22 protein-coding genes, 1 pseudogene and 1 riboswitch are annotated in these 22,256 nt (G+C 72.6%); of the genes and pseudogenes, 12 read left to right on the top strand and 11 right to left on the bottom strand.

The window, feature by feature from the left end; translation table 11 throughout:
* Nucleotides 1–42: 42 nt before the first annotated feature.
* Nucleotides 43–654 carry a CGNR zinc finger domain-containing protein gene (locus tag AB0O29_RS01125; protein ID WP_365144088.1) on the top strand — a complete coding sequence of 204 codons (612 nt, stop codon included), beginning with the start codon at nt 43–45 and terminating at the stop codon, nt 652–654.
* Between the two features lie 37 nt (nt 655–691).
* Complete coding sequence (locus AB0O29_RS01120) at nt 692–1,078, top strand: DUF4440 domain-containing protein (RefSeq protein WP_365144085.1); 387 nt, start codon at nt 692–694, stop codon at nt 1,076–1,078.
* 41 nt (nt 1,079–1,119) lie between these two features.
* Here the strand turns inward: AB0O29_RS01120 and AB0O29_RS01115 are convergent, their stop codons facing one another.
* From AB0O29_RS01115 to aceA, 4 genes are all read right to left on the bottom strand, one after another.
* Nucleotides 1,120–1,605 (bottom strand): hypothetical protein, encoded by a 486-nt coding sequence (locus AB0O29_RS01115; RefSeq protein WP_365144082.1) that lies wholly within the window; start codon nt 1,603–1,605, stop codon nt 1,120–1,122.
* Nucleotides 1,606–1,727: 122 nt separating this feature from the next.
* A complete protein-coding gene (locus tag AB0O29_RS01110; protein ID WP_365144079.1) occupies nt 1,728–2,600 on the bottom strand; it encodes a 3-hydroxybutyryl-CoA dehydrogenase in 873 nt (290 codons plus the stop codon).
* Complete coding sequence (gene aceB, locus AB0O29_RS01105; protein ID WP_365144076.1) at nt 2,597–4,192, bottom strand: malate synthase A; 1,596 nt, start codon at nt 4,190–4,192, stop codon at nt 2,597–2,599. The genes AB0O29_RS01110 and aceB overlap by 4 nt, the downstream gene beginning before the upstream one ends.
* Nucleotides 4,193–4,288: 96 nt before the next feature.
* A complete protein-coding gene (gene aceA, locus AB0O29_RS01100) occupies nt 4,289–5,578 on the bottom strand; it encodes an isocitrate lyase (RefSeq protein ID WP_365144074.1) in 1,290 nt (429 codons plus the stop codon).
* A gap of 404 nt (nt 5,579–5,982) precedes the next feature.
* On the opposite strand from aceA, the gene AB0O29_RS01095 reads away from it, so the two are divergent.
* Nucleotides 5,983–7,431, top strand: coding sequence for a short-chain fatty acyl-CoA regulator family protein (locus tag AB0O29_RS01095; protein WP_365144072.1), 1,449 nt, complete (start codon nt 5,983–5,985; stop codon nt 7,429–7,431).
* Nucleotides 7,432–7,437: 6 nt separating this feature from the next.
* Here the strand turns inward: AB0O29_RS01095 and AB0O29_RS01090 are convergent, their stop codons facing one another.
* Nucleotides 7,438–8,352, bottom strand: coding sequence for a cobalamin-binding protein (locus AB0O29_RS01090; protein ID WP_365144069.1), 915 nt, complete (start codon nt 8,350–8,352; stop codon nt 7,438–7,440).
* A gap of 48 nt (nt 8,353–8,400) precedes the next feature.
* Nucleotides 8,401–8,586, top strand: a riboswitch (cobalamin riboswitch).
* Nucleotides 8,587–8,777: 191 nt separating this feature from the next.
* Between AB0O29_RS01090 and AB0O29_RS01085 the strand changes: the two genes are divergently transcribed.
* The 7 genes and pseudogenes from AB0O29_RS01085 (at nt 8,778) to AB0O29_RS01055 (ending at nt 15,458) form a co-directional block, all read left to right on the top strand.
* Nucleotides 8,778–10,277 (top strand): CoA-acylating methylmalonate-semialdehyde dehydrogenase, encoded by a 1,500-nt coding sequence (locus AB0O29_RS01085; RefSeq protein ID WP_365144066.1) that lies wholly within the window; start codon nt 8,778–8,780, stop codon nt 10,275–10,277.
* The gene (locus AB0O29_RS01080) at nt 10,274–11,428 is read left to right on the top strand and encodes an acyl-CoA dehydrogenase family protein (protein WP_365144064.1); all 1,155 of its coding nucleotides are present in this window, start codon (nt 10,274–10,276) and stop codon (nt 11,426–11,428) included. Before AB0O29_RS01085 ends, AB0O29_RS01080 begins: the two co-directional genes overlap by 4 nt.
* On the top strand, nt 11,425–12,510 hold the full coding sequence (locus AB0O29_RS01075) for an enoyl-CoA hydratase/isomerase family protein (protein ID WP_365144061.1): 1,086 nt from the start codon (nt 11,425–11,427) through the stop codon (nt 12,508–12,510). The genes AB0O29_RS01080 and AB0O29_RS01075 overlap by 4 nt, the downstream gene beginning before the upstream one ends.
* Nucleotides 12,507–13,409 carry a 3-hydroxyisobutyrate dehydrogenase gene (gene mmsB / locus AB0O29_RS01070; protein WP_365144059.1) on the top strand — a complete coding sequence of 301 codons (903 nt, stop codon included), beginning with the start codon at nt 12,507–12,509 and terminating at the stop codon, nt 13,407–13,409. Before AB0O29_RS01075 ends, mmsB begins: the two co-directional genes overlap by 4 nt.
* Nucleotides 13,406–14,182, top strand: coding sequence for an enoyl-CoA hydratase (locus AB0O29_RS01065; protein ID WP_365144056.1), 777 nt, complete (start codon nt 13,406–13,408; stop codon nt 14,180–14,182). Before mmsB ends, AB0O29_RS01065 begins: the two co-directional genes overlap by 4 nt.
* Nucleotides 14,183–14,287: 105 nt before the next feature.
* Nucleotides 14,288–14,755, top strand: coding sequence for a DUF2809 domain-containing protein (locus tag AB0O29_RS01060; RefSeq protein WP_365144054.1), 468 nt, complete (start codon nt 14,288–14,290; stop codon nt 14,753–14,755).
* Between the two features lie 227 nt (nt 14,756–14,982).
* Nucleotides 14,983–15,458 (top strand): annotated as a pseudogene (locus AB0O29_RS01055) (hypothetical protein).
* 14 nt (nt 15,459–15,472) lie between these two features.
* Here AB0O29_RS01055 and AB0O29_RS01050 read toward each other — a convergent pair.
* Nucleotides 15,473–16,084 carry a TetR/AcrR family transcriptional regulator gene (locus tag AB0O29_RS01050; protein WP_365144052.1) on the bottom strand — a complete coding sequence of 204 codons (612 nt, stop codon included), beginning with the start codon at nt 16,082–16,084 and terminating at the stop codon, nt 15,473–15,475.
* A gap of 118 nt (nt 16,085–16,202) precedes the next feature.
* On the opposite strand from AB0O29_RS01050, the gene AB0O29_RS01045 reads away from it, so the two are divergent.
* Nucleotides 16,203–17,657, top strand: coding sequence for an amidase (locus tag AB0O29_RS01045; protein WP_365144050.1), 1,455 nt, complete (start codon nt 16,203–16,205; stop codon nt 17,655–17,657).
* A gap of 177 nt (nt 17,658–17,834) precedes the next feature.
* Complete coding sequence (locus AB0O29_RS01040) at nt 17,835–18,287, top strand: DUF4259 domain-containing protein (protein ID WP_365144047.1); 453 nt, start codon at nt 17,835–17,837, stop codon at nt 18,285–18,287.
* A 40-nt stretch (nt 18,288–18,327) separates the two neighbouring features.
* Here the strand turns inward: AB0O29_RS01040 and AB0O29_RS01035 are convergent, their stop codons facing one another.
* The 5 genes from AB0O29_RS01035 to AB0O29_RS01015 form a co-directional block, all read right to left on the bottom strand.
* Nucleotides 18,328–18,825, bottom strand: coding sequence for a GNAT family protein (locus tag AB0O29_RS01035; protein ID WP_365144367.1), 498 nt, complete (start codon nt 18,823–18,825; stop codon nt 18,328–18,330).
* Between the two features lie 24 nt (nt 18,826–18,849).
* Complete coding sequence (locus tag AB0O29_RS01030) at nt 18,850–20,370, bottom strand: NCS1 family nucleobase:cation symporter-1 (protein ID WP_365144044.1); 1,521 nt, start codon at nt 20,368–20,370, stop codon at nt 18,850–18,852.
* 143 nt (nt 20,371–20,513) lie between these two features.
* The gene (locus AB0O29_RS01025) at nt 20,514–21,035 is read right to left on the bottom strand and encodes a hypothetical protein (RefSeq protein ID WP_365144042.1); all 522 of its coding nucleotides are present in this window, start codon (nt 21,033–21,035) and stop codon (nt 20,514–20,516) included.
* A gap of 356 nt (nt 21,036–21,391) precedes the next feature.
* A complete protein-coding gene (locus AB0O29_RS01020; RefSeq protein ID WP_365144039.1) occupies nt 21,392–21,634 on the bottom strand; it encodes a hypothetical protein in 243 nt (80 codons plus the stop codon).
* 17 nt (nt 21,635–21,651) lie between these two features.
* On the bottom strand, nt 21,652–21,930 hold the full coding sequence (locus AB0O29_RS01015) for a hypothetical protein (protein WP_365144036.1): 279 nt from the start codon (nt 21,928–21,930) through the stop codon (nt 21,652–21,654).
* Nucleotides 21,931–22,256 lie beyond the last annotated feature (326 nt).

Here is a 22,256-nt window from a genome sequence, read left to right as displayed (position 1 = left end):
CTAGATTGATTAGGGGCTCCGACGGTGATGTAGCGTGAGGGGATGATCGATACGGCCGCCGCATCCCCGAAACCCAGTCCGCGCACCGTCACGCCGACGGTGGAGACCGTTCTCGCCTACGTGAACACGCGCGCGGACGGATCGGGCCGCCGGGAGTTGTTCGAGGACGCGAACTCCTTCGCGGCGTGGCTGGCCGAGCACGAGGAGTTCGGCGGCGAGACCGTGGTGACCGACGCCGACGCCGCCGTCGCGCGCGAGCTGCGGGACGCCCTGGTGACCGTGCTGCTGGCGCACTCGGGCGATGAGGAGAGCCTGGGTGAGCCGCTGCTGCGCGCCGAGCGGCACCTGAGACGGGTGGGGGCGCTCTACCCGCTGGCCACGGTGGTCACGGCCGGCGGTGTGGAGCTGGCCTCCCCGCAGACGGGGGTGCCGCGGGTGTTCGGGACCGTGCTGGCCGCGGTGACGACGTTCGCGCAGACGGGCGACTGGGCCCGGATCAAGGCGTGCCGCAACCCGCCGTGCCATTTCGGCTTCTTCGACCGCACCCGCAACGGGGGCGGGCTGTACTGCAGTACCGGCTGCGGCTCCCAGGTCTCCATGCGCAAGCACCGCCGGCGCCTGCGCGACGGCGACGGTGGGCGATCCGAGGCCTGATCCCCTTCTCCCGGCGAGAAGGGGCGAAGATCACTGCATGAGCCAAGAACCGGATGACGTGCGCGAGGCGATCGCGGGCGAGCTGCGCCTCATGGACCCCTGCGTGCGCAGTTCACGCTCCCTCACCCGCGAGTTGCTGGACCCTCAGTTCACGGAGGTCGGCGCCTCGGGGCGGCGGTGGACGTACGAGGAGGTGCTCGCGGCGCTGCCCGAGATGGACGGTGCGACGGAAGACGGCCCCCGCTACGAGCCCTCGGGGTTCACCGGCGTCCTGCTGGCACCCGGACTGGTGCACCTCACCTACGAGACCACGTTGGACGGGAACCGGGCACGACGCAGCTCGCTCTGGCGCAGGCGGGGTACGGCCGGGACGTTGCGGATGTACTACCACCAGGCCACCCCCGTCCCGCCCGGCAGCGTGTAGCCGCGCGACGAGGAGAACGGGGGGGGTGTCAGGCCGCGGGATCAGCGGGGCGGGAACGGGGCCAGAGAGAGGTCCCACTCGTCAGCCGCGTGGAGCAGCGCGGCGGCGTCCAGCCCGACCTCCACCACGTACTGGTGGACATCGGCCCCGTCATCGCCCCGTTCCCACTGCGGCGCCGCCTCCAGGGACAGATGAACGCGAAGCACCGCGGTCCCGTTCTCGCTTCGATCGGCGAGGCTGAAAGCCACGACCGGCTCGATGAAGCACGCGTCCGGCGACAGTTCGCCTTCGGCATCGGGTCCGGTGACGTCCACCGTCCCCGCGGCCACCGCGCGCAGCCACGCGGACACCCGGCGGGCCTCATCGGTGAGCAGGCACGGGGCGGCGAAGGACCAGCGTCCCTCAGGGGTGGTCACCGTGCCGGCGATGACCAGCCAGTTGTCGTCGTACGAGTCGCCCCGGACGGTGGCGAACTGATAACCCACCGGGCGGAGGTCGACACTGGCGGACAGGTCCTTCAGGAGCATCGGGCCAGGATGTCATGCGCGGGCCGGCGGCACGACCCGCTCCTCCCGGCCCGGGCGGCCGGGCCGGAGTGCCGTTCCGCGGCCCGGACGGGCACCGGGGGTCACCGGACGGGCACCGGGGTTCAGCGGTCCCGGTCGTAGATGTGGAACCCCCGGCCCGTCTTGCGGCCCAGCAGGCCCGCCTGCACCATCCGCATCAGCAGCGGGGGCGGGGCGTAGAGGGGTTCCTTGAACTCCTCGTAGAGGGATTCCGCGATGGCGGCGACGGTGTCGAGGCCGATCAGGTCCGCCAGCCTGAGCGGGCCCATCGGGTGGGCGCAGCCGAGTTCCATGCCGGCGTCCACGTCGGCGGCGGTGGCGAAGCCGGACTCGGTCATCCGGATCGCCGACAGCAGGTAGGGGACGAGGAGGGCGTTGACGACGAAGCCGGACCGGTCCTGGGACCGGATCACGGTCTTGCCGAGGGTGTCCCGGGCGAAGGCCGTCACCGCCTCCCGGGTGTCCCGGGAGGTGTGGAGCGAGGAGACGACCTCGACCAGCGGCAGCACGGGCACCGGGTTGAAGAAGTGCAGGCCGACGACCCGGTCGGCGCGGCCCGTGGCCATGCCCAGCCGCATGACCGGCAGGGAGGAGGTGTTCGTCGCGAGGATCGCCCCGTGGTCTTCGACGATCTTGTCCAGGGCGGCGAAGGTCTCGGTCTTGACGTCCGCGTCCTCGGTGACGGCTTCGATGACGAGCTGCCGGTCGGCGAGGTCGTCGAGGCTGGTGGTGAAGACGAGGCGGGTGAGGGCGTCCTCGGCGGAGATCCGGTCCAGCTTGCCCCGCTGGACGGCCCGCTCCAGGGAGACGGCGACCCGTTCGCGGGCCGCCCGGGCGGCTGTGGCGTCCGCTTCGCAGACGATCGTGTCCAGGCCGGCGCGGGCGCAGACCTCCGCGATGCCGGCGCCCATCTGTCCGCCGCCGACGACCGCGATCCGGTGGAGCAGGGTGTTCATGAGCGTGCCTCCGGGATGCGCACGAGGTGGCGGGTGTAGGCGTCAGGGGTGAAGAAGAGGGGGAGTTCCGCCGCGAGGGCCGTGCGCTCGAACAGCTCCCGCACCTCGTCGACGGCGGCCCAGGGGTGTGCGGCGCCGAGGGCGGCGAGCTCCTCGTCGAGGATCCGGAGCACCGTGTCGCGGTCGACGGCCCGGTGGCGCAGCCACTGCCAGATCTGGACGCGGGCGATCTCGGCGGTGGCGGCGTCCTCCATCAGCCCGCCCAGGGCCACGGCGCCCCGGCCGCGCAGCCAGGCGTCGAAGTACCTCAGGGCGACGGTGATGTTGGTGCGGACGCCCTGTTCGGTGGGCGGGCCGGCGGTGCGGCGGACGGAGAGCAGGTCCGAAGCGGTGGTCCGGACGTCCTCGCGGGTGCGGTCGAGCTGGTTCGGGCGGTCGCCCAGGACTCCGTCGAACACCTCGCGGCAAACGGGGACGAGGGCGGGGTGGGCGACCCACGAGCCGTCGAAGCCGTCCTCGGCCTCGCGCTCCTTGTCGAGGCGCACCGTGGCGAGCGCCGCGTCCTCCGCCCCGGGGTCCTTGCCGGGGACGTGGGCGGACATGCCGCCGATGGCGTGGGCGCCGCGCTTGTGGCAGGTGCGGACGAGCAGTTCGGTGTAGGCCCGCATGAAGGGGGCCGTCATGGTGACCCGGGCGCGGTCGGGGAGCTGGAAGTCGGTACGGTGGCCGAAGGTCTTGATCAGGCTGAAGAGGTAGTCCCAGCGGCCCGCGTTGAGGCCGGAGGAGTGCTCGCGCAGCTCGTGGAGGATCTCCTCCATCTCGAAGGCGGCGGTGATCGTCTCGATGAGGACGGTGGCGCGGACGGTGCCGCGGGGAATGCCGAGGAGGTCCTGGGCGAGGACGAAGACGTCGTTCCAGAGCCGGGCCTCGTAGCGGTTCTCCAGCTTGGGGAGGTAGAAGTACGGGCCGCGCCCGGCGTCGATCTGGCGCTGCGCGCAGTGGAAGAAGTACAGCCCGAAGTCGACGAGGGAGGCGGGCACCGGCCCGCCGTCGAACTCCAGGTGTTCTTCGAGGAGGTGCCAGCCCCGGGGGCGGACCACGAGGGTGGGCAGCCGGTGCCCGAGGCGGTACTCCTTGCCCTCGGGGGTGGTGAAGTCGATGCGGCGCTCCAGGACGTCGAGCAGGTTGAGCTGGCCGCCGATGACGTTGTCCCAGGTGGGTGCGGTGGCGTCCTCGAAGTCGGCCATCCACACGCGGGCCCCGGAGTTGAGGGCGTTGACGGCCATGCGCCGCTCGGGCGGGCCGGTGATCTCGACCCGGCGGTCCTCCAGGCCCGGGGCGGGTGGTGCCACCCGCCAGGTGGGGTCGGCGCGGACGGCGGAGGTGGCGATCGGGAAGTCCAGCGGGGATCCGGCGGCGAGCCGGATCGCCTGGCGGCGGCGCTCCTTGAGCAGCTGCCGGCGGCGCTCGCCGAAGGCCCCGGCGAGGCGTCCGACGAAGGCGAGTGCCTCCGGGGTGAGGATCTCGTCGTGGCGGTCGCCCGGTGCCGCGAGGACCCGGACCCGGTGCGTGGCGGCGGTGGTGGTGCTCATGCGGTCTCCTGGAAGGGGCTGCGCGGGGCCGGACGGGGACGGTCGTCCGGCTCCCACGGATCACGGACGTGCGGCGCGCCGGCCGGGAGGGGCCGGCTAGTGGAACTGCTCCTCCTCCGTGGAGCCGGTCAGGGCGGTCGTGGAGGAGGCGGGGTTGACGGCGGTGGAGACCAGGTCGAAGTAGCCGGTGCCGACCTCGCGCTGGTGCCTGACGGCGGTGAAGCCCTGCGCCTGGGCGGCGAACTCCCGCTCCTGTAGGTCGACGTAGGCGGTCATGCCATGTTCGGCGTAGCCGCGGGCGAGGTCGAACATGCCGTGGTTGAGGGAGTGGAATCCGGCGAGGGTGATGAACTGGAACCTGTAGCCCATGGCTCCGAGTTCGCGCTGGAACTTGGCGATCTGGTCGTCGTCCAGGGCCGCCTTCCAGTTGAAGGAGGGCGAGCAGTTGTAGGCCAGCATCCGGTCCGGGTACCGCGCGTGGATGGCCTCGGCGAACTCGCGCGCCTGGGCCAGGTCCGGGGTGCCGGTCTCGACCCAGATGAGGTCGGCGTACGGGGCGTAGGCCAGGCCGCGGGCGATGACGGGGGCCATGCCGCCCCGGACGTGGTAGAAGCCCTCGGCGGTCCGCTCGCCGGTGCAGAACTCCGCGTCGCGCTCGTCGACGTCGCTGGTCAGCAGGGTGGCGGCGAGGGCGTCCGTGCGGGCGATGACCAGGGTGGGGGTGTCGGCGATGTCGGCGGCGAGGCGGGCGGCGTTGAGGGTGCGGATGTGCTGCGCGGTGGGGACGAGGACCTTGCCGCCGAGGTGGCCGCACTTCTTCTCGGAGGCCAGCTGGTCCTCGTAGTGGATGCCCGCCGCGCCCGCCGCGATCATCGCCTTGGTGAGCTCGAAGGCGTTGAGCGGGCCGCCGAATCCGGCCTCGGCGTCCGCGACGATCGGGGCCAGCCAGTCGGTCGTGTCGGTGCCGCCCTCGGCGGTGGCGATCTGGTCGGCGCGCAGCAGCGCGTTGTTGATCCGACGGACCACCTGGGGAACCGAGTTGACCGGGTACAGGGACTGGTCGGGGTAGGTGTGGCCCGCCTGGTTGGCGTCGGCGGCCACCTGCCAGCCGGAGAGGTAGATCGCCTGGAGGCCGGCGCGGACCTGCTGCACCGCCTGGCCGCCGGTCAGGGCGCCCAGGGCGTGCACGTAGTCGAGGTCGTGGAGCTGTCGCCACAGGCGCTCGGCGCCGCGCCGGGCGAGGGTGTGCTCCTCCCGCACGCTGCCGGAGAGCCGGACGACGTCCTCGGCGGTGTACGTCCGCTCGATGCCCGCCCACCGCGGGTCCTCGGCCCAGCGCCGCTTGAGCTGTTCGGCCGCCGCCGTCGTCGTGTTGGTGTCTGCCATGACCTTCACCGTCTCCATGGTTCGCTCGGTCTGCCAACACCCCGCCCCCGAGGGGAAGGTGTTGGCACGCTGTGCCGTGTTCTGAGGTGCGGCCGCCGGCCCCGCCTGGGGGTGGAGCTGAGCAATGCTGCAGGCCGACCCGGTTACACGGCTGAATCACCGACGTCAGGGCGCGAGTCGGGGCCAGCGTGTCTGCCGGGCCGCCAGGTCCGGCGGGCCGCACGACCGACTTTGGCAGCGGCACGCAGTGCCATCAATGAGGTACGGCTGCCAACTTGTGCGAATCTTCCGCGGCGTTTTTGCCAAGCTTGCGAAGGGTCCGAGGCGACGGGTTCCCGCGTAATCTGAGGCCTGATGAGGCCTGATGAGGCCGGACGAGGCCGGACGAGGCGCAAGGGGACCGGGTGGGCAAGACGTACGCGGGCGCGCGGCTCCGGCGGCTGCGCGAGGAACGCCGGATGAGCCAGGCCGAGCTGGCCCGCGTCCTGGCCATCTCCCCCAGCTACCTCAACCAGATGGAGCACGACTCCCGTCCCCTCACCGTGCCCGTCCTGCTGCGGCTGACCGAGGCGTTCGGCGTGGACCCGGGCTTCTTCTCGGAGCGCGACACCAGCCGCCTCGTGGCCGACCTGCGCGAGGCCCTGGCCGGTGAGATCACCGAGGCCCGCGTCTCCCCCGCCGATCTGGCCGAGCTCGCCACCCGGATGCCCGCGGTGGCCTCCGTCCTGCTGGACCTGGGCCGGCGCGGCCAGCTCCTGGCGGAGCGGCTGGCCGACACCGCGGACGGCAGGGACGGCGGCCCGGCCGCGCCCCGCTCACCGCACGAGGAGATCCGCGAGTTCTTCTACCGCCGCCGGAACTACCTCCACGACACCGACCTCGCCGCCGAGGACCTCGCCCGGGAGATCGGCGTCCGCCCCGGAGAGGTCCTCCGGGTGCTGTCGGACCGCCTCACCGGGCACCACGGGATCCGGCTCGCACCGGACTCCGACCGGCTGCACCACTACGACGCGGGGACACGCGTCCTGCACCTGTCCGGCCGGCTCCGCGCCGGCCAGCAGGCGTTCCGCATGGCCACCCAACTCGCCCTGCTCGAATACGGCGACGAGCTGGACCTGCTCGCCGGCGAGGACTTCCCGCCCGGCTCCCCCGCCCACGGCCTGGCCCGCATCGGCATCGCCAACTACCTCGCCGCCGCGCTGATCCTCCCGTACCGCGCCTTCCACACGGCGGCCGAGGAGTTCCGGTACGACATCGAACGCCTCACCGACCACTTCGGCATCGGCTACGAGACCGTCTGCCACCGCCTGAGCACCCTGCAACGCCCCAGGCTGCGCGGGGTCCCCTTCTCCTTCGTCCGGGTGGACCGGGCCGGGAACATGTCCAAACGGCAGTCCGCGACCGGATTCCACTTCTCCCGCGCGGGCGGCACCTGCCCGCTGTGGAACGTCTACGAGGCCTTCGCCGCGCCCAGCCGCATCCACGTCCAGGTCGCCGCCATGCCGGACGGGCAGCGGTACCTGTGGACCGCCCGGGCCGTCACCCGCCACCGGGGCGGCTGGGGCGAGCCCGGCAAGACCTTCGCCATCGGCCTCGGCTGCGAGATCCGGCACGCGTCCCGCCTCGTCTACTCCGACGGCCTCGACCTCGGCAACGCCTCCGCCGCCACCCCCATCGGCATGGGGTGCCGGCTCTGCGAACGCCTCGACTGCCCCCAGCGCGCCGTCCCGCCCCTGGGCCGGACCCTGACCGTCGACGAGAACAGCAGCACGTTCATCCCCTACCCCGTGGCCCGGGACCGGGACCGGGACCGGGACCGGGACCGGGACGGGGACCTCGACCTCCACGGGTGATCCGGCTCAGCCCAGCCGCCGGGCCTCCGCCCCGGTCACCGGGTCCCCCGCACGCACTCCGTGGAGCACGTGGGCGAGCACCTCGGCGCCCCGGACCACGCGGGGGCCCGGACGGTTGAAGTACGCGGGCCCGTCCAGGACCCACACCTCGCCCGCCCGCACCGCCGGCAGTTCGTGCCAGCCCGGCAGCGCCGTGAGCAGGTCGATCTCCGCCAGGGTCCGCTCGAGCGGGAAGCCGCAGGGCAGGAGGAGCACCACGTCGGGGCGGGCCTCGCGGACCGCCTCCCACGTCATCGGCCGGGTGTGCTCGCCGGGCTCCGCCAGCAGCGGTTCCCCGCCGGCCGCGGTGATCTGCTCCGGCACCCAGTGGCCGGCGGGCCACAGCGGGTCCAGCCATTCGACGGCGACCACCCGGGGCCGGGCCCTGCCCCGGGTGAGCCGGCGGACCTCGTCGAGCCGGCCGCGCAGTGCGGTGCGCCGACGCTCGGCCCGCTCCCGTACGCCCAGCAGATCGCCGACGGTGACCAGGCAGTCCAGGACGTCGTCCAGGGTCTTGGGTTCCAGGCTCAGCACCCGGGGCCCGGCGTCCATCACGCGCACGGCTCGGGAGACGGCCTCGTAGGACACCGCGCAGACGTCGCACAGGTCCTGGGTGAGGAGGACGTCCGGCGCCAGGGCCCCGAGCGCCTCGGAGTCCAGGGTGTAGAGCGAGGAACCGGAGTGGGCCGCCCCGCCCACGGCTTCGGAGATCTCCCGGCTGCTGAGCTCGTCCGCGGCGAATTCGGCCCGGGTGACGACGGGTACGGAGGCGATCTCGGCGGGCGGCCAGTCGCACTCGTGGGTGCGTCCGACCAGGTCGGAGGCGAGTCCGAGGTCCACCACGATGTCCGTGGCCGCCGGAAGCAGGGAGACGATGCGCATGCCCCGACTCTAGGCCTGCCCGAGTGGCGGCTCTGGACTTACTAGGACGTCCAACTATATGTTCGTGGCACAAGGTCCGCGGTGCAGGGAAGCCGGTGAGAAACCGGCACGGTCCCGCCACTGTGACCGGGGAGTGTGCTGCCATCCACACGCCACTGACGAGGGCTGTCGGGAAGGCGGGCGGCGCGCGGTGATCCGGGAGTCAGGATACCGGCCGCGGATGTTCCGTGTTGTCCACGAGGATGGAGCAGACACGCATGGCACCGGTTTGTACCCACGACCCTGGTGATCCGGCGGAGCGCACCCACACCACTTCCGTGCGCTCGTAGTCCCCACGGCCTTCCGCAGCGGCGCACTCCCATCGGGGTGCCGTCCGCCGGTCCGCCGTGCCATCCCCGGATCCAACCTGACGAGAGCAGGCACCCATGGTCCGTGAACTCACCCATTTCATCGGCGGGAAGCACACCACCGGAACCTCCGGTCTCTTCGCCGACGTCTACGACCCGAACACCGGCACCGTCCAGGCCCGCGTCCCCCTGGCCGGACGGGCCGACACCGAGGCGGCCATCGCCAACGCCGCCGAGGCGCAGGCCGATTGGGGGCAGTGGAACCCGCAGCGCCGCGCTCGGGTGCTGCTGCGCTTCCTCCAGCTCGTCGAGGGCGAGCGCGAGAGCCTGGCCCGGCTGCTGTCCGCCGAGCACGGCAAGACCGTCGCCGACGCCCACGGCGACCTGCAACGCGGCTTGGAGGTGGTGGAGTTCGCCGCCGGGATCCCGCACCTGCTCAAGGGCGAGTTCACCGACAACGCGGGCACCGGCATCGACGTCCACTCGCTACGCTCGCCGCTGGGCGTGGTCGCCGGGATCACCCCGTTCAACTTCCCGGCCATGATCCCGCTCTGGCAGGCCGCACCCGCCCTGGCCTGCGGCAATTCCTTCATCCTCAAGCCGTCCGAGCGCGACCCCTCCGTACCGCTGCGGCTCGCCGAGCTGTTCCTGGAGGCCGGGCTGCCGCCGGGCGTCCTCAACGTCGTCAACGGCGGCAAGGAGTCCGTCGACACCCTGCTCGAGGATCCCCGCGTCCAGGCGCTGGGGTTCGTCGGCTCGACGCCCATCGCCGCGCACATCTACGCGACCGCCGCGGCCCACGGCAAGCGCGCCCAGTGCTTCGGCGGGGCCAAGAACCACATGGTCGTCATGCCCGACGCCGACCTCGACCAGGCCGTCGACGCACTCATCGGCGCCGGTTACGGCTCGGCGGGCGAGCGCTGCATGGCCATCTCCGTCGCCGTACCCGTGGGCGAGGAGACGGCCGACCGGCTGGTCGCCGCCCTCAGGGAACGCATCGCGAAGCTGAGGATCGGCCGCTCCGACGACCCGGATGCCGACTTCGGGCCGCTGGTCAGCCGCGACGCCCTCGACCGGGTCCGCCGCTACGTCGACATCGGCGTCAACGAGGGCGCCGAACTCGTCGTCGACGGCCGCGACTTCACCCTCCCCGGCCACGAGAACGGCTTCTTCGCCGGCGCCTCCCTCTTCGACCGGGTCTCCCCGCAGATGCGCGTCTACCGCGAGGAAATCTTCGGCCCCGTCCTGTGCGTGGTCCGGGCCGCCGACTTCGAGGAGGCGGTGCGCCTGCCGAGCGAGCATCCGTACGGCAACGGCGTGGCGATCTTCACCCGAGACGGGGACACCGCCCGCGAGTTCACCCGCCGGGTGGGCGCCGGCATGGTCGGCGTCAACGTCCCCATCCCGGTGCCCGTCGCCTACCACACCTTCGGCGGCTGGAAGCGCTCCGGCTTCGGCGACCTCAACCAGCACGGGCCCGACTCCATCCGCTTCCACACCCGCACCAAGACCGTCACCTCGCGCTGGCCCTCCGGGGTCAAGGAAGGCGCGAGCTTCACCATCCCGACGATGGGGTGAGCGCCGTGACCACCACCCTCACCGAGGACCAGCTCGCCCTGGCCGAGGTCACCCTCGACTTCGCCCGCGAGCAGCTGGCCCCCCACGCCGTGGCCTGGGACCAGGACAAGCACTTCCCCGTCGACGTCCTGCGACGGGCCGCCGCACTCGGCCTCGCCGGCGTGTACGTCCGCGAGGACCACGGCGGTTCGGGCCTGTCCCGCAGCGACGGCGTCCTGGTCTTCGAGACCCTGGCGACGGGCTGCCCGTCCATCGCCGGATACCTCTCCATCCACAACATGGTCGCCTGGATGATCGACCGCTTCGGCGACGCCGCCCAGCGCGCCCGCTGGCTGCCCGGCCTCTGCTCCGCCGAGGTCCTGGGCAGCTACTGCCTGACCGAACCGGGCGCGGGATCGGACGCCGCCGCACTGCGCACCCGCGCGGAGCGGCAGGGCGACCACTACGTGCTGACCGGCGTCAAACAGTTCATCTCCGGTGCCGGATCGGCGGGACTGTACGTGGTCATGGCCAGGACGGGCGAGCCGGGGCCCGGCGGGATCTCCGCGTTCGTCGTCGAACGCGAGGACCCGGGGGTCTCCTTCGGTCCCAACGAGCGCAAGATGGGCTGGAACGCCCAGCCCACCCGCCAGGTGATCCTCGACGGCGTCCGCGTCCCCGCCGACCGGCGGCTCGGCGCGGAGGGCGACGGCTTCCGCATCGCCATGAACGGCCTCAACGGCGGCCGTCTCGGCATCGCCGCCTGCTCGCTCGGCGGCGCCCAGAGCGCCCTGGACCGCTCGGTCACCCACCTGGCCGACCGGGAGGCCTTCGGGAGCCGGCTCCTGGACCGCCAGGCGCTCCAGTTCCGCCTGGCCGACATGGCCACCGAGCTGGCCGCCGCCCGGGCACTGGTCCGGCAGGCGGCCGAGGCCCTCGACACCGGGGACCCGCTGGCCCCCCGGCTGTGCGCGATGGCCAAGCGGTTCGCCACCGACACCGGCTACGCCGTCGCCGACGCCGCCCTCCAGCTCCACGGCGGCTACGGCTACCTCAGCGAGTACGGAATCGAGAAGATCGTCCGGGACCTGCGGGTCCACCAGATCCTGGAAGGCACCAACGAGGTCATGCGCGTCATCGTCGCGCGCGGACTCACGGAGACCCTGCGATGACCCACCACACCCCGGCCCAAGACGGCCACGTCCTCACGAGTACTGAGGGCCATGCGGCCTACCTCACCCTCAACCGCCCCAAGGCCCTCAACGCCCTGAGCCACCCCATGGTGCTCCGCATCGAAGAGGCCCTCACGGCCTGGGCCGCCGACCCCGCGATCGAGCTGGTCGTCATCCGGGGCGCCGGCGACCGGGGCCTGTGCGCGGGCGGGGACATCCGGGCGATCCACGAGGACGCCCGCACCGGCGGCACCGCCTCGGCGGACTTCTGGCGCGACGAATACCGCCTCAATGCCCTGATCGCCCGCTACCCCAAGCCGTACGTGGCCCTCATGGACGGCATCGTGATGGGCGGCGGAGTCGGAGTCTCCGCGCACGGCAGCGTCCGCATCGTCACCGAGCGGTCGAAGGTGGCCATGCCCGAGACCGGCATCGGCTTCGTCCCCGACGTCGGCGGCACCCACCTCCTCTCCCTGGCCCCCGGTGAACTCGGCACCCACCTGGCCCTGACCGGCGCACCCGTCGGCGCCGCCGACGCCCTGCTGTGCGGGCTCGCCGACCACTTCGTCCCCGCGGCGGCGCTGCCCGCACTGGCCCGGGAGCTGGCCGTGGACCCCGTACACGCCGTCCTGGAGCGGCACGTGGCGCAGCCTCCCGCCGGGGAGCTGGCCTCCGCCCGCGCATGGATCGACCACTGCTACGCCGCCGGCACCGCCGAGGAGATCGTCACCCGGCTCCTCTCCTCCGGCGTCCCCGACGCGAAGGACGCGGCGCAGACCCTGCTGTCCAAGTCCCCGACGGCGGTCAAGGTCACCCTGGCCGCGCTGCGCCGGGCCCGCCGCCTCGGACCGCTGGAGCGCGTCCTGGAACAGGAGTACCGCGTCTCGTGCGCGGCCCTGTCCTCACCGGACCTGGTCGAGGGCATCCGCGCACAGGTCATCGACAAGGACCGCACCCCGCGCTGGTCCCCGGCCACCCTGGAGGAGGTCCTGCCGGCGGACGTGGAACGGTACTTCGCCCCGCTCGACGCGGACGAGCTCCGGCTCGGCGCGGCCCTTTCGTCCCAGGAGGTCGTCTGGTGACCAGTACCGTCGCGTTCATCGGGCTCGGCCACATGGGGGGACCCATGGCGGCCAACCTCGTCAAGGCCGGACACCGCGTCCTCGGCTTCGACCTCGTCCCCGGCCTGCTCGCGGCTGCGGTCTCCGCCGGAGTCGAGGCAGCCGGCTCCGCGGCCCAGGCAGCCGCGGGAGCCGATGTGGTCGTCACCATGCTGCCGGCCGGCCGCCACGTCCTCGCCCTCTACGGAGAGCAGGGGCTGCTGGCCGCGGCGCGGCCCGGGACCCTGTTCATCGACTGCTCCACCATCGACGTCGCCGACGCCCGCGCCGCCCACGAGGCCGTCGTCGCGGCCGGCCACCGGGCGCTCGACGCCCCGGTGTCCGGCGGGGTGGTGGGCGCCGAGGCGGCCACGCTCACCTTCATGGCGGGCGGTGGAGAGGCGGAGTTCGCCGCCGCCGAGCCGCTGCTCGGCGCCATGGGCAGGAAGGCCGTGCACTGCGGCGGGCCGGGGGCCGGCCAGGCCGCGAAGATCTGCAACAACATGATCCTCGCGATCTCGATGATCGGGGTCAGCGAGGCGTTCGTCCTCGCCGAGAGCCTCGGCCTGGACCACCAGGCCCTCTATGAGGTCGCCTCCACCGCCTCCGGCCAGTGCTGGGCGCTCACCGTCAACTGCCCCGTCCCCGGACCGGTGCCGACCAGCCCCGCCAACCGGGACTACCGCCCCGGTTTCGCCGCCCCCCTCATGGCCAAGGACCTCGGCCTCGCCGCCAACGCCCTGCGCGCCGGCGGAGTCGACGCGCCCCTGGGCCTCAAGGCCGCCGAGATGTACGCGGCGTTCGCCGCCTCCGAGGGCGCTGACCTCGACTTCTCCGCGATCGTCCGCACCCTGCGACCCCAGAACGGAAACCCCGCATGACCGCCTACGAGACCATCCTCCTGGAACGCAAGGGCCGCGTCGCCCTCCTCACCCTCAACCGGCCCGAGGCGCTCAACGCCCTCAACCTCCGGGTGATGCGGGAGGTGGTGGCCGCCGCCGAGGAGCTGGACCGGGACCCGGAGGTCGGCTGCATCGTCCTCACCGGCTCCGCCAAGGCCTTCGCCGCGGGCGCCGACATCAAGGAGATGCGCCCGCAGGGCTACATGGACATGTACCTGTCCGACTGGTTCACCGCCTGGGACCGCCTCGGCCAGGTCCGCACCCCCACCCTCGCCGCGGTCTCCGGATACGCCCTCGGGGGCGGCTGCGAGCTGGCGATGCTCTGCGACATCCTCCTGGCGGCCGACACCGCCAAGTTCGGGCAGCCGGAGATCAAGCTGGGCGTCATCCCGGGCATCGGCGGCTCCCAGCGCCTCACCCGCGCCGTCGGCAAGGCCAAGGCCATGGAGCTGTGCCTGACCGGACGCACCATGGACGCCGTCGAGGCCGAGCGGGCCGGACTGGTCTCCCGGATCGTCCCCGCCGACGAACTCCTCACCGAGGCGCTAGCCGTGGCCACGACCGTCGCGGAGATGTCCAAGCCGGTCGCGATGATGGCCAAGGAGTCCGTGAACCGCGCCTTCGAGACCACCCTCGCCGAAGGCGTCCGCTTCGAACGCCGCCTCTTCCACGCGGTGTTCGCCACCGCCGACCAGAAGGAGGGCATGTCCGCCTTCGTGGACAAGCGCCCACCGCACTTCACCCACGACTGACCGGGAACCCGGCCGGGGGACGGCGGCCCGCCCGTCCCCCGGCCGGCCTGCGAACAGGGCCTGGTCGCGTCTCCCCCTCACCCGCGCATACGGCACCATGACCCGATGGCCTCCGCACCCACGCACCCCGACCGAGAGATCCCGTCCCCCGCCGCGGCGGACCGTGCCCCCGCCCGGCCGGCGCGCACCCGCGCGGCGGCGGTGGCGGCCGCCGCGCTGACCGTCGGCGCAGGGCTGGGGCTCAGGGCGGTGGCGGCGGGGGACGTGGCCAAGTACGGCGGCGACGCGCTGTACACCGTCCTGCTCCTGGCCCTCGTCGTCGCGGCCGCCCCACGGCTGCCACCCGCGCGGGCCGCCACGATCGCGCTCGCCACCAGCTGGGCGGTCGAGTTCCTCCAGCTCACCGCGGTGCCCGCGGAACTCTCCCGGCGCAGCACCCTCGCCCGTCTCGTCCTCGGCTCCACCTTCAACGCGCCCGACCTGGCCTGGTACGCGGCCGGCGCCGGCGCGGGCTGGCTGATCCACTCCGCACTGCGACGGGGCCGGCACGGCGCCGGCGCCTTGGCGCGCTGAGGCCGTTTCGGCAGCCTGCCCGTTCGAGGCCGGAGGACATGCGAGTCGACCGGCCACGTGAGGCATCCCTCCCGCGCCGACGCGACGCGGATGGCCCGGGAGGGTCGACCATGTGGTCCATGACCTCTCCTCTCCCATCACCCCACTCGCCGCACCCCGGTGACCGACCCGATCCGGCAGACGGGACCGCCGCGCCCGGTGGGGAGTCCGCTCCCGCTCGCGGGTACCTGCTGGACAACGCGCGTGCCGAGGCGGGCGAGCGATTCGTCTGGCTGGCCGAGCTGTTCGACGGGGTGACGCGCGGGCACTTCGACCGGCTGGGGGTCGCGGCCGGCTGGCGCTGCTGGGAGGGGGCCGGTGGCCCCGGTATCCCGGCCGGCTGCGCGACGCGGTCCGGGAGCTGCTGGCGGGCCGCGGCGCGGACCTGCGTTACGGCCGGACGCTGCCGCGCGCACTGCGCGAGGCCGGCCTGGTGGACGTCGCCGCGGCGGGCTCGTTCCCGATCGGCGGGCCGGCTTCGGACCGGCTGGAGGCGGCGACGATCCGGCACGTGCGCGGCGAACTGCTGGCGGCCGGCCTGGCCGACGACGCGGAGATCGACGCGCATCTGGCCTCCGTCCAGGCGGGCGAACTCCACCTGACGCTCGCGCCGCTGATCTCGGCGTGGGGCCGGCGCCCGGCCGGCGCGACTGCCTCCCCGTAAAGGGGGTGGGCCCCTCAGCCGGTCGTCGTCCCCCGGTCCAGCACGCCCCGGACGGCGGCCATGAGCCGGTCCCCCGCGCGGTCGACGCTGCCGTTCTGGGCGCTCACCTGGGCTCCTTCCAGGAGGAAGGTGATCTCCGCGGAGGCGTCATCGGGCGCGGCCACACCCGCCTGTTCGCACATGGCGGTGAGGCGGTCCCGCTGGCGGATTTTGTGGCTCTCGATCAGCCGGCGGGCCGGATGTCCGGGCTCGGTCAGGCCGGCGATGGAGTTCACGAAGGGGCAGCCCCTGCGGACGATGTCCGGCAGGCCGTCGGCGACGAAGCGGGCCACGGCCAGCACCTGGGCCCGGCCGTCGCCGGGATGCTCGGCTTCCACCCGGTCGAAGGCGGCCGTGTACCCCGCAGCGACGATCCTGAGCCACTCCTCGATCAGGGCGTCCTTGGTGGCGAAGTGACGGTAGAGGGCCGTCTTCGTGGTGTTCGCCCGCTCCGCGATGGCCTGGACGCCGACCGCATTGACGCCCTCGCCGAGGAACAGCTCCTCGGCCGCGTCGAGGATGCGCTCGCGCGGGGGGAGGCGGGCGACCCGGGAGTCGCGGCCCGGTCTCGGGGGGCTGCTCGTCATCGTCTGCCTCGCTTCGGTCGCGCTTGACGGAGTTTCAGGCCATGTTACGTTACCGATCATTCTCAAGCGATACCGATCGGTATCGCACAGAACCGATCGGGAACGCAGGTGGAACGCAGTGGAGCTGCACGAATACACCCGGTACGACGCCGTGGGCCTCGCCGAGCTCGTCGCCCGGCGGGAGGTGACGGCGGCAGAGCTGACCGAGGCGGCCCAGGCGGCGATAGCGGCCGTGAATCCGCAGGTCAACGCCGTCGTGGAGAGCTGGCCCGCCGGGGACAGCCCGGTCCCGGGCAGCACCCCGCTCGCCGGAGTGCCGTTCCTGATCAAGGACCTGGCCGTGTCCATGCGCGGCAAGCGCGTCGAACTGGGCAGCCGCCTCGCCGCCGGCAACGTGGCACGGGAGGACTCGTTCCTCATGCGGCGCTTCCGCCGGGCCGGGCTGGTGACGCTGGGTCGCACGGCCACACCCGAATTCGCCTACAGCACCACCACCGAACCGCTCCTGTACGGAGCCACCCGCAACCCCTGGGACCTCACCCGGACGGCGGGCGGCTCCAGCGGCGGTTCCGCCGCGGCCGTCGCCGCCGGGATCACGCCCCTCGCCCACGCCACCGACGCGGCCGGATCGATCCGGGTGCCGGCTGCCGGCACCGGTCTGTTCGGGCTCAAGCCCACCCGCGGCCGGGTCTCCCTGGGGCCGGACGCCGACGAGGTCTTCAACGGCCTCGCGGTACACGGCGGGCTCAGCCGCACCGTGCGCGACAGCGCGGCCCTGCTCGACCTGATCCAGGGCCCGGAGACGGGCGACCCCTACTTCGCGGAGCGCCCCCGCCGCCCGTACGGCGAGGAGATCACGAGGGAACCCGGCCGCCTGCGCGTCGGCCTGGTCACCACCCCCTGGGGCGGGCGCGACGTGGAGCCGGCCGTGGTCAGGGCCACCCTGGCGGCCGCCCGGCTCATGGAGTCGCTCGGCCACCGGGTCGACGTGACCACCGTGGACCTCGGCGTGCCCTGGGAGGAGTTCGTCCTCGCCAACGCCCGCCTGTGGACCGTGAACCTGGTGAGCTGGATCGACGGCCTCGCCGGCGCGTCCGGCCGCCCGGTGGACGAGTCCACGGTCGAGCCGCGCATGCTCGCGAGCTACGACTGGGGCCGCAGGGTGAGCGGCCTCGACTTCGTCCACGCCCTCGACGTACGAAACCGGGTCGCCCGCGCGATCGGCGCCCACTTCGAGAACCGGGACCAGCTGCTCCTGACTCCCACCCTCCCCGAGCTGCCGCTGCCCCTGGGCACCTACGAGCACGGCTCCGAGCACGCCGACGGGCTGGGCTGGCTGGAGCACCTGTTCCACCGCTCGCCGTTCACCGCCGCGTTCAACGTGGCCGGCACCCCGGCGATGTCGGTCCCGCTCGCCTCCGACCCGGCCACCGGCCTGCCGATCGGCGTCCAGTTCGCCGCGGGCTACGGGCGCGAGGACCTGTTGTTCCGGGTCGCCGCCCAACTCGAGCGGGCCGCACCCTGGTCGGAGCGCAGGCCCGCCGTATGGGCGGGCGGGCACCGGTCCGCCTGAACGGGTCCTGCCCGCCTGCTGAGCCGAATCCCGTCCGGCCGGCGCGCGGGGTGTTCCCCCAGGGAAGTCGGTCGTCGGAGGCTGCCGCGAGTTCCCGGGAAAGCGAGTGGCGCTCTCCTCCCGGTCTCGCTGTCAGTGGCCGGTGCCATGATCCCGGACGACCACACGAGGAGAGACATGGGCACCTGGGACATCGGCCCCTTCGACAACGACACCGCCGCCGACTTCGCCGGCGACCTGGACGAGGCGGCCATGGAAGAACGGGAGCCCGTGATCCGCAGAGTCCTGAGCCGGGCCGCCGACTCCACGGGCGACCTGGACGCCCCCGACGCCGTGCGAGCGGTCGCCGCAGCGGCCCTCGTGGTCGCACAGCACCCCGGCGGCGAGTCCACGTGCTCGAGCTACGGTCCGTCGGAGGCTCTGCCCAAGCTGCCGACGGACCTTCGAACGCTGGCCGTCGACGCCCTGGACCAAGTGGTCGGCGAACGGTCTGAACTCGCCGAGCTGTGGGACGATGCAGCGGACGGACAGCGATGGCGCCATGACATCGCCCGCCTCCGCGCTGTCCTCGACCCTCCGCACCCGCCACAGGCGGGAGTCCTCTTCGAGACCACGGGCCACGACGGCTGAGCCGGAACCCGGGCCCCACGGCTTCACCCCGGGGGCGGGATCAGGCAGGGGGACGCCATTCCGTTTCGAGGGTGCTGAAGATCATGGAGTCGCGCCAGCCGTCGCTGAGCAGCGCCGTGTGGCGCAGGTGTCCCTCTTGGCGCATCCCGATCTTGGACAGCACCCGGGAGGAGCCGAGGTTCCTCGGGTCGCACGTGGCGTAGATCCGGTGGAGGCCCAGCCCGTCGAACCCGTGCGCGAGCAGATGCCGGCCGATTTCCGTCCCGATCCCCTGCCCCCACCTGCGGGGGTGTACGACGTAGGAGATCTCGCCCTGGCGCTGCCCGCGGCTGCGGACATGCAGCTCGCCCATACCCACCACTTCGCGCCCGACGCGGGCGACATAGGGGAACCGGCGCTGCGGGGTCTGCGACCTGGCCTGGACCGCGGAGTCCACGAACTCCCGGGTCCGGGCTTCCGTGTTCGGTCCCCACGCCTGGTAGCGGGACGTCGCGCCGAGGGCAAGACTGAGGAGCCGCCGGGCCGCGCCGGCGGTGATGCCCGCACGGACGACCCGGGGTCGTCAGTACGCCCGGTCGGCCCCCGGTGAACCGTGGCGCGCCCCGGTCATGAGCGCCGTGTAGAGCAGCAGGGACGCGGTCAGGCCCACCGCCCAGCCGTAGTCCGCCAGTGGCTTCAGGAAGGGGATCAGGCCCTGTTCGGGGAAGGGGCCCTTGCCGGGGGCCGAGTGGGAGCCGCCGATGGCCAGGACCCCGCCGACGACGAAGGCGGCCAGGGCCCGGAGGTTCCAGCCCCCCGTGTACCAGTACGGGCCGCCCGCCCGGTAGAGGTCGGGCAGCGAGAGCCGGGTGCGGCGGACGATCCAGTAGTCCGCGATCAGGACCCCGGCCACGGTGCCGAGCAGCCCGCCGACCAGGCCCAGCCAGGTGAAGATGTACAGCTCGGGCGTGGACGTCAGCTTCCACGGCATGATCAGCACGCCCACCACCCCGGTGATCAGCGCGCCCCGGCGGAAGTCGATCAGGCGGGGGGCCAGATTGGCCAGGTCGTAGGCCGGGGAGACGACGTTCGCCGCGATGTTCACCGAGATCGTCGCGATCAGCACCGTGACCAGGGCGAACAGCAGCCCGAAGACGCTGTCGGTCTTGGCGACGAGCTCCACCGGGTCCCACACCGGCGCTCCGTACACCGCCTCCGAGCCGGAGGTGACGAACACCGACAGCAGCGCGAAGAGGGTCATCGTCGTCGGCAGCCCGAGGGTCTGTCCGAGGATCTGGGAGCGCTGACCCGCCCCGAAGCGCGTGAAGTCGGGGATGTTGAGGGACAGGGTGGCCCAGAAAGCGATCATCCCCATGAGCGAGGGGAAGAAGACCGGCCAGAACCCCGCTCCCCAGCCGAGCCGGGACGGCTGGTCGAGCAGTTCGCCGAAGCCGCCCGCCTTCACCCCGATCCACACCAGCAGGCTCAGCGCGCCCACGATCACGAAGGGCGCGGCCCAGTTCTCGAAGCGTCTCAGGGCCTCCATGCCCCGGTAGATGATGGCGAGCTCCAGGGCCCAGAAGACGATGAAGCACAGCCACAGCGTCCACGGCTCGCCGCCGATCTCGGCGGCCCCCGCCCACCCTCCGAAGATCTTGCCGAGCAGGACGAAGATCCCGGACCCGCCGATCCAGGTCTGGATCCCGAACCAGCAGCAGGCCACGGCCGCCCGGATGAGGGCGGCCATGTTGGCTCCGCGGACCCCGAACGAGGCCCGGGCGAGCACCGGGAACGGGATCCCGTACTTGGGGCCGGCGTGCCCGGTGAGGAGCATCGGCACGAGCACGATCAGGTTGGCGAGCGCGATGGTGAAGACGGCCTGCTTCCAGTCCATCCCCAGGGCCACCAGCCCGGAGGCCAGCAGCCAGGAGGGGATGTTGTGCGCCATGCCGACCCACAGGGCGGTGAAGTTGTACGTGGTCCAGCGCCGGGCCCCGACCGGTACGGGGAGGAGGTCCGGGTTGGCGAAGCGGCCGTCGGAGGGGACTTCGCCGGGGGCGAGCTCGACGCGGTCCCCGGTCTCGGTGCTCGGGTGGTCGGACATGTGCGCACACCCCTTCGGGTCGGTGCCTCCTCCAGGAGCCACTCCATCACTCCATCGTGTCGCCCCGGACGGCTCCGGGGCCAGAGGGACACCACGTGTTCGTGGTGTGCGCGTGGGGACGGGGGAGGCGGTGGTGCGCGGTGTCAGCCGATGCCGTATCCGGGCTGCTTGCCGTTCGTCGGCGCGGACCGGGCCGGCGTCGGCCAGTAGCGGCCCGGCAGCATCATCGTCATCAGAGTACGCCGCGGGGCGATGAGCAGGGGGAAGACCGGCTCGTTCAGCACCCGGCCCGGGAGATGCCTGCGGGCGACGATGATGTCGGTGCAGTAGACGACGGCACCGCCGGTGAGGATGTGGGGAACCTCCAGCCGCATCTCGCGGTCCGTCTCGCTGGCGAGCATGCGCGAGAACACGGCGAGTTCCGGATTCCGCTGCCGAATCCCCTTCAGCCGGTACAGCTTCCGCGCGATGTCGAGGAGCAGGTCGGGCCTGTCGTCGAAGGCCGCGGCGTCAGGGCTGTAGATCACGGCGGCCGGGAGGTTGCGCCGTCCGCGTTCGAACAGTTCGCTGTTCGCCTGGACGATGGCGCCCCAGACCGGGCGCCCCTCGGTCAGCAGCAGGTCCTGGACCTTCAGGATCTGTGCCAGCGGATCTCTGCGCCCCATCCACCCGGGCTTGGGTATGCGCAGGTACCTGAACCTGTCGAACCGGGAGAAGCTGCGCGGCGCCTCTCCGAATGAGGCCCTGCACCGGGCGATGGCGGTTGTCGGTCTTTCCACGCCGCAGAGCGTAGCCATCGGCCCCGGCGCACCTGAGCGCGGGCCCGCGTCCCCGGTCGCACGCCCGGGTGGTGCGTGGGTTCAAGCGGGGAACCTGAGGTCGGCGACGTGGAAGCCGCCGGCCTTCCTGATGCGCTCGGTGATGTCGGCCGGGTCGATCTCAAGTGCCTTCACCTCGAACTCGGTTACGGCGCTCATCACGATGCGGCGCCTTCCGGACGTCGAGACCTCACGCGGCGGCCTCATCGGAGGTAGTCGATCTGCAGCACGGCGATGGTTCTGGTGTTCTGTCCGACGAGGAGGACCGCTCGGACGTCAGGCGTGACGATTTGGCGGATGACCTTGTCGTCGACGCCCCAGGGGTGTGTGGCTTCGAGAGGGCGCTCGCAGGCGAGGGCAAGTGCTCGGCCGAGGTTGTCGGCGGCCTCGGACGGGAGGGCGTCCCAGACTGCCTCGGCGGCCGGATCGAGCTTCAGTGCGTACACACTTGAATACTGTCAGTTCAGGCGGCGCCGCGTGCAGCCCGGGTTTCGTCGAGAATCCGGGCGGTGGCGTCGACCCACTCACCAGGGAGATCCTCGCCGCGCTCGTCGAACTGCGCCAGCCCGTGCGCGCGTTCGACGGAGAGCAGGGTGTCCTTGGCGATGCGCTCCCAGCGGGCGAAGACGCTCAGGATCTCGTGGGCGGGCGCCCGGTTGATCTCGCCGAGGAACCGCTGGGCGAGGTCTGGACTGCCGAGGGCCTCGCAGATCCGCTCGATGGTCCAGGGGATCTCGCCCACGTCCGCCTCCACTCATCACGACCGGTGCGACCACGGTATCGCAGGAGGCAGGCGATAGCGGGCTATCGGTCGAGGCGGAGTCGGCCGGCACCGGGGTGAAGTGGGCCGGGGCGCGCGGCACGTCAGCCCCTGGGACCGGTCCGGGCGTCTGCCGGCCAGGATCCGTCGTCGGCCGTCGCAGAGGACTCCAGTGCGTACCTTTGGGCTCAGGCAGGGCGCGCCGCCGTGCGTCCTCCGTTCGGACCGCGCATGCTGGCCCTGCGATGCCATCGCCCGCCGGGCCGCCGACGGGCGGCCACCGGCCCGGATGCGAGCCGGAGGTGCCC

Source organism: Streptomyces sp. NPDC089915, from assembly GCF_040684675.1.
Lineage (GTDB): Bacteria > Actinomycetota > Actinomycetes > Streptomycetales > Streptomycetaceae > Streptomyces.
The sequence above is the reverse complement of the archived record's forward strand: the minus strand, read 5'-3'. Positions and strand labels throughout refer to the sequence as shown.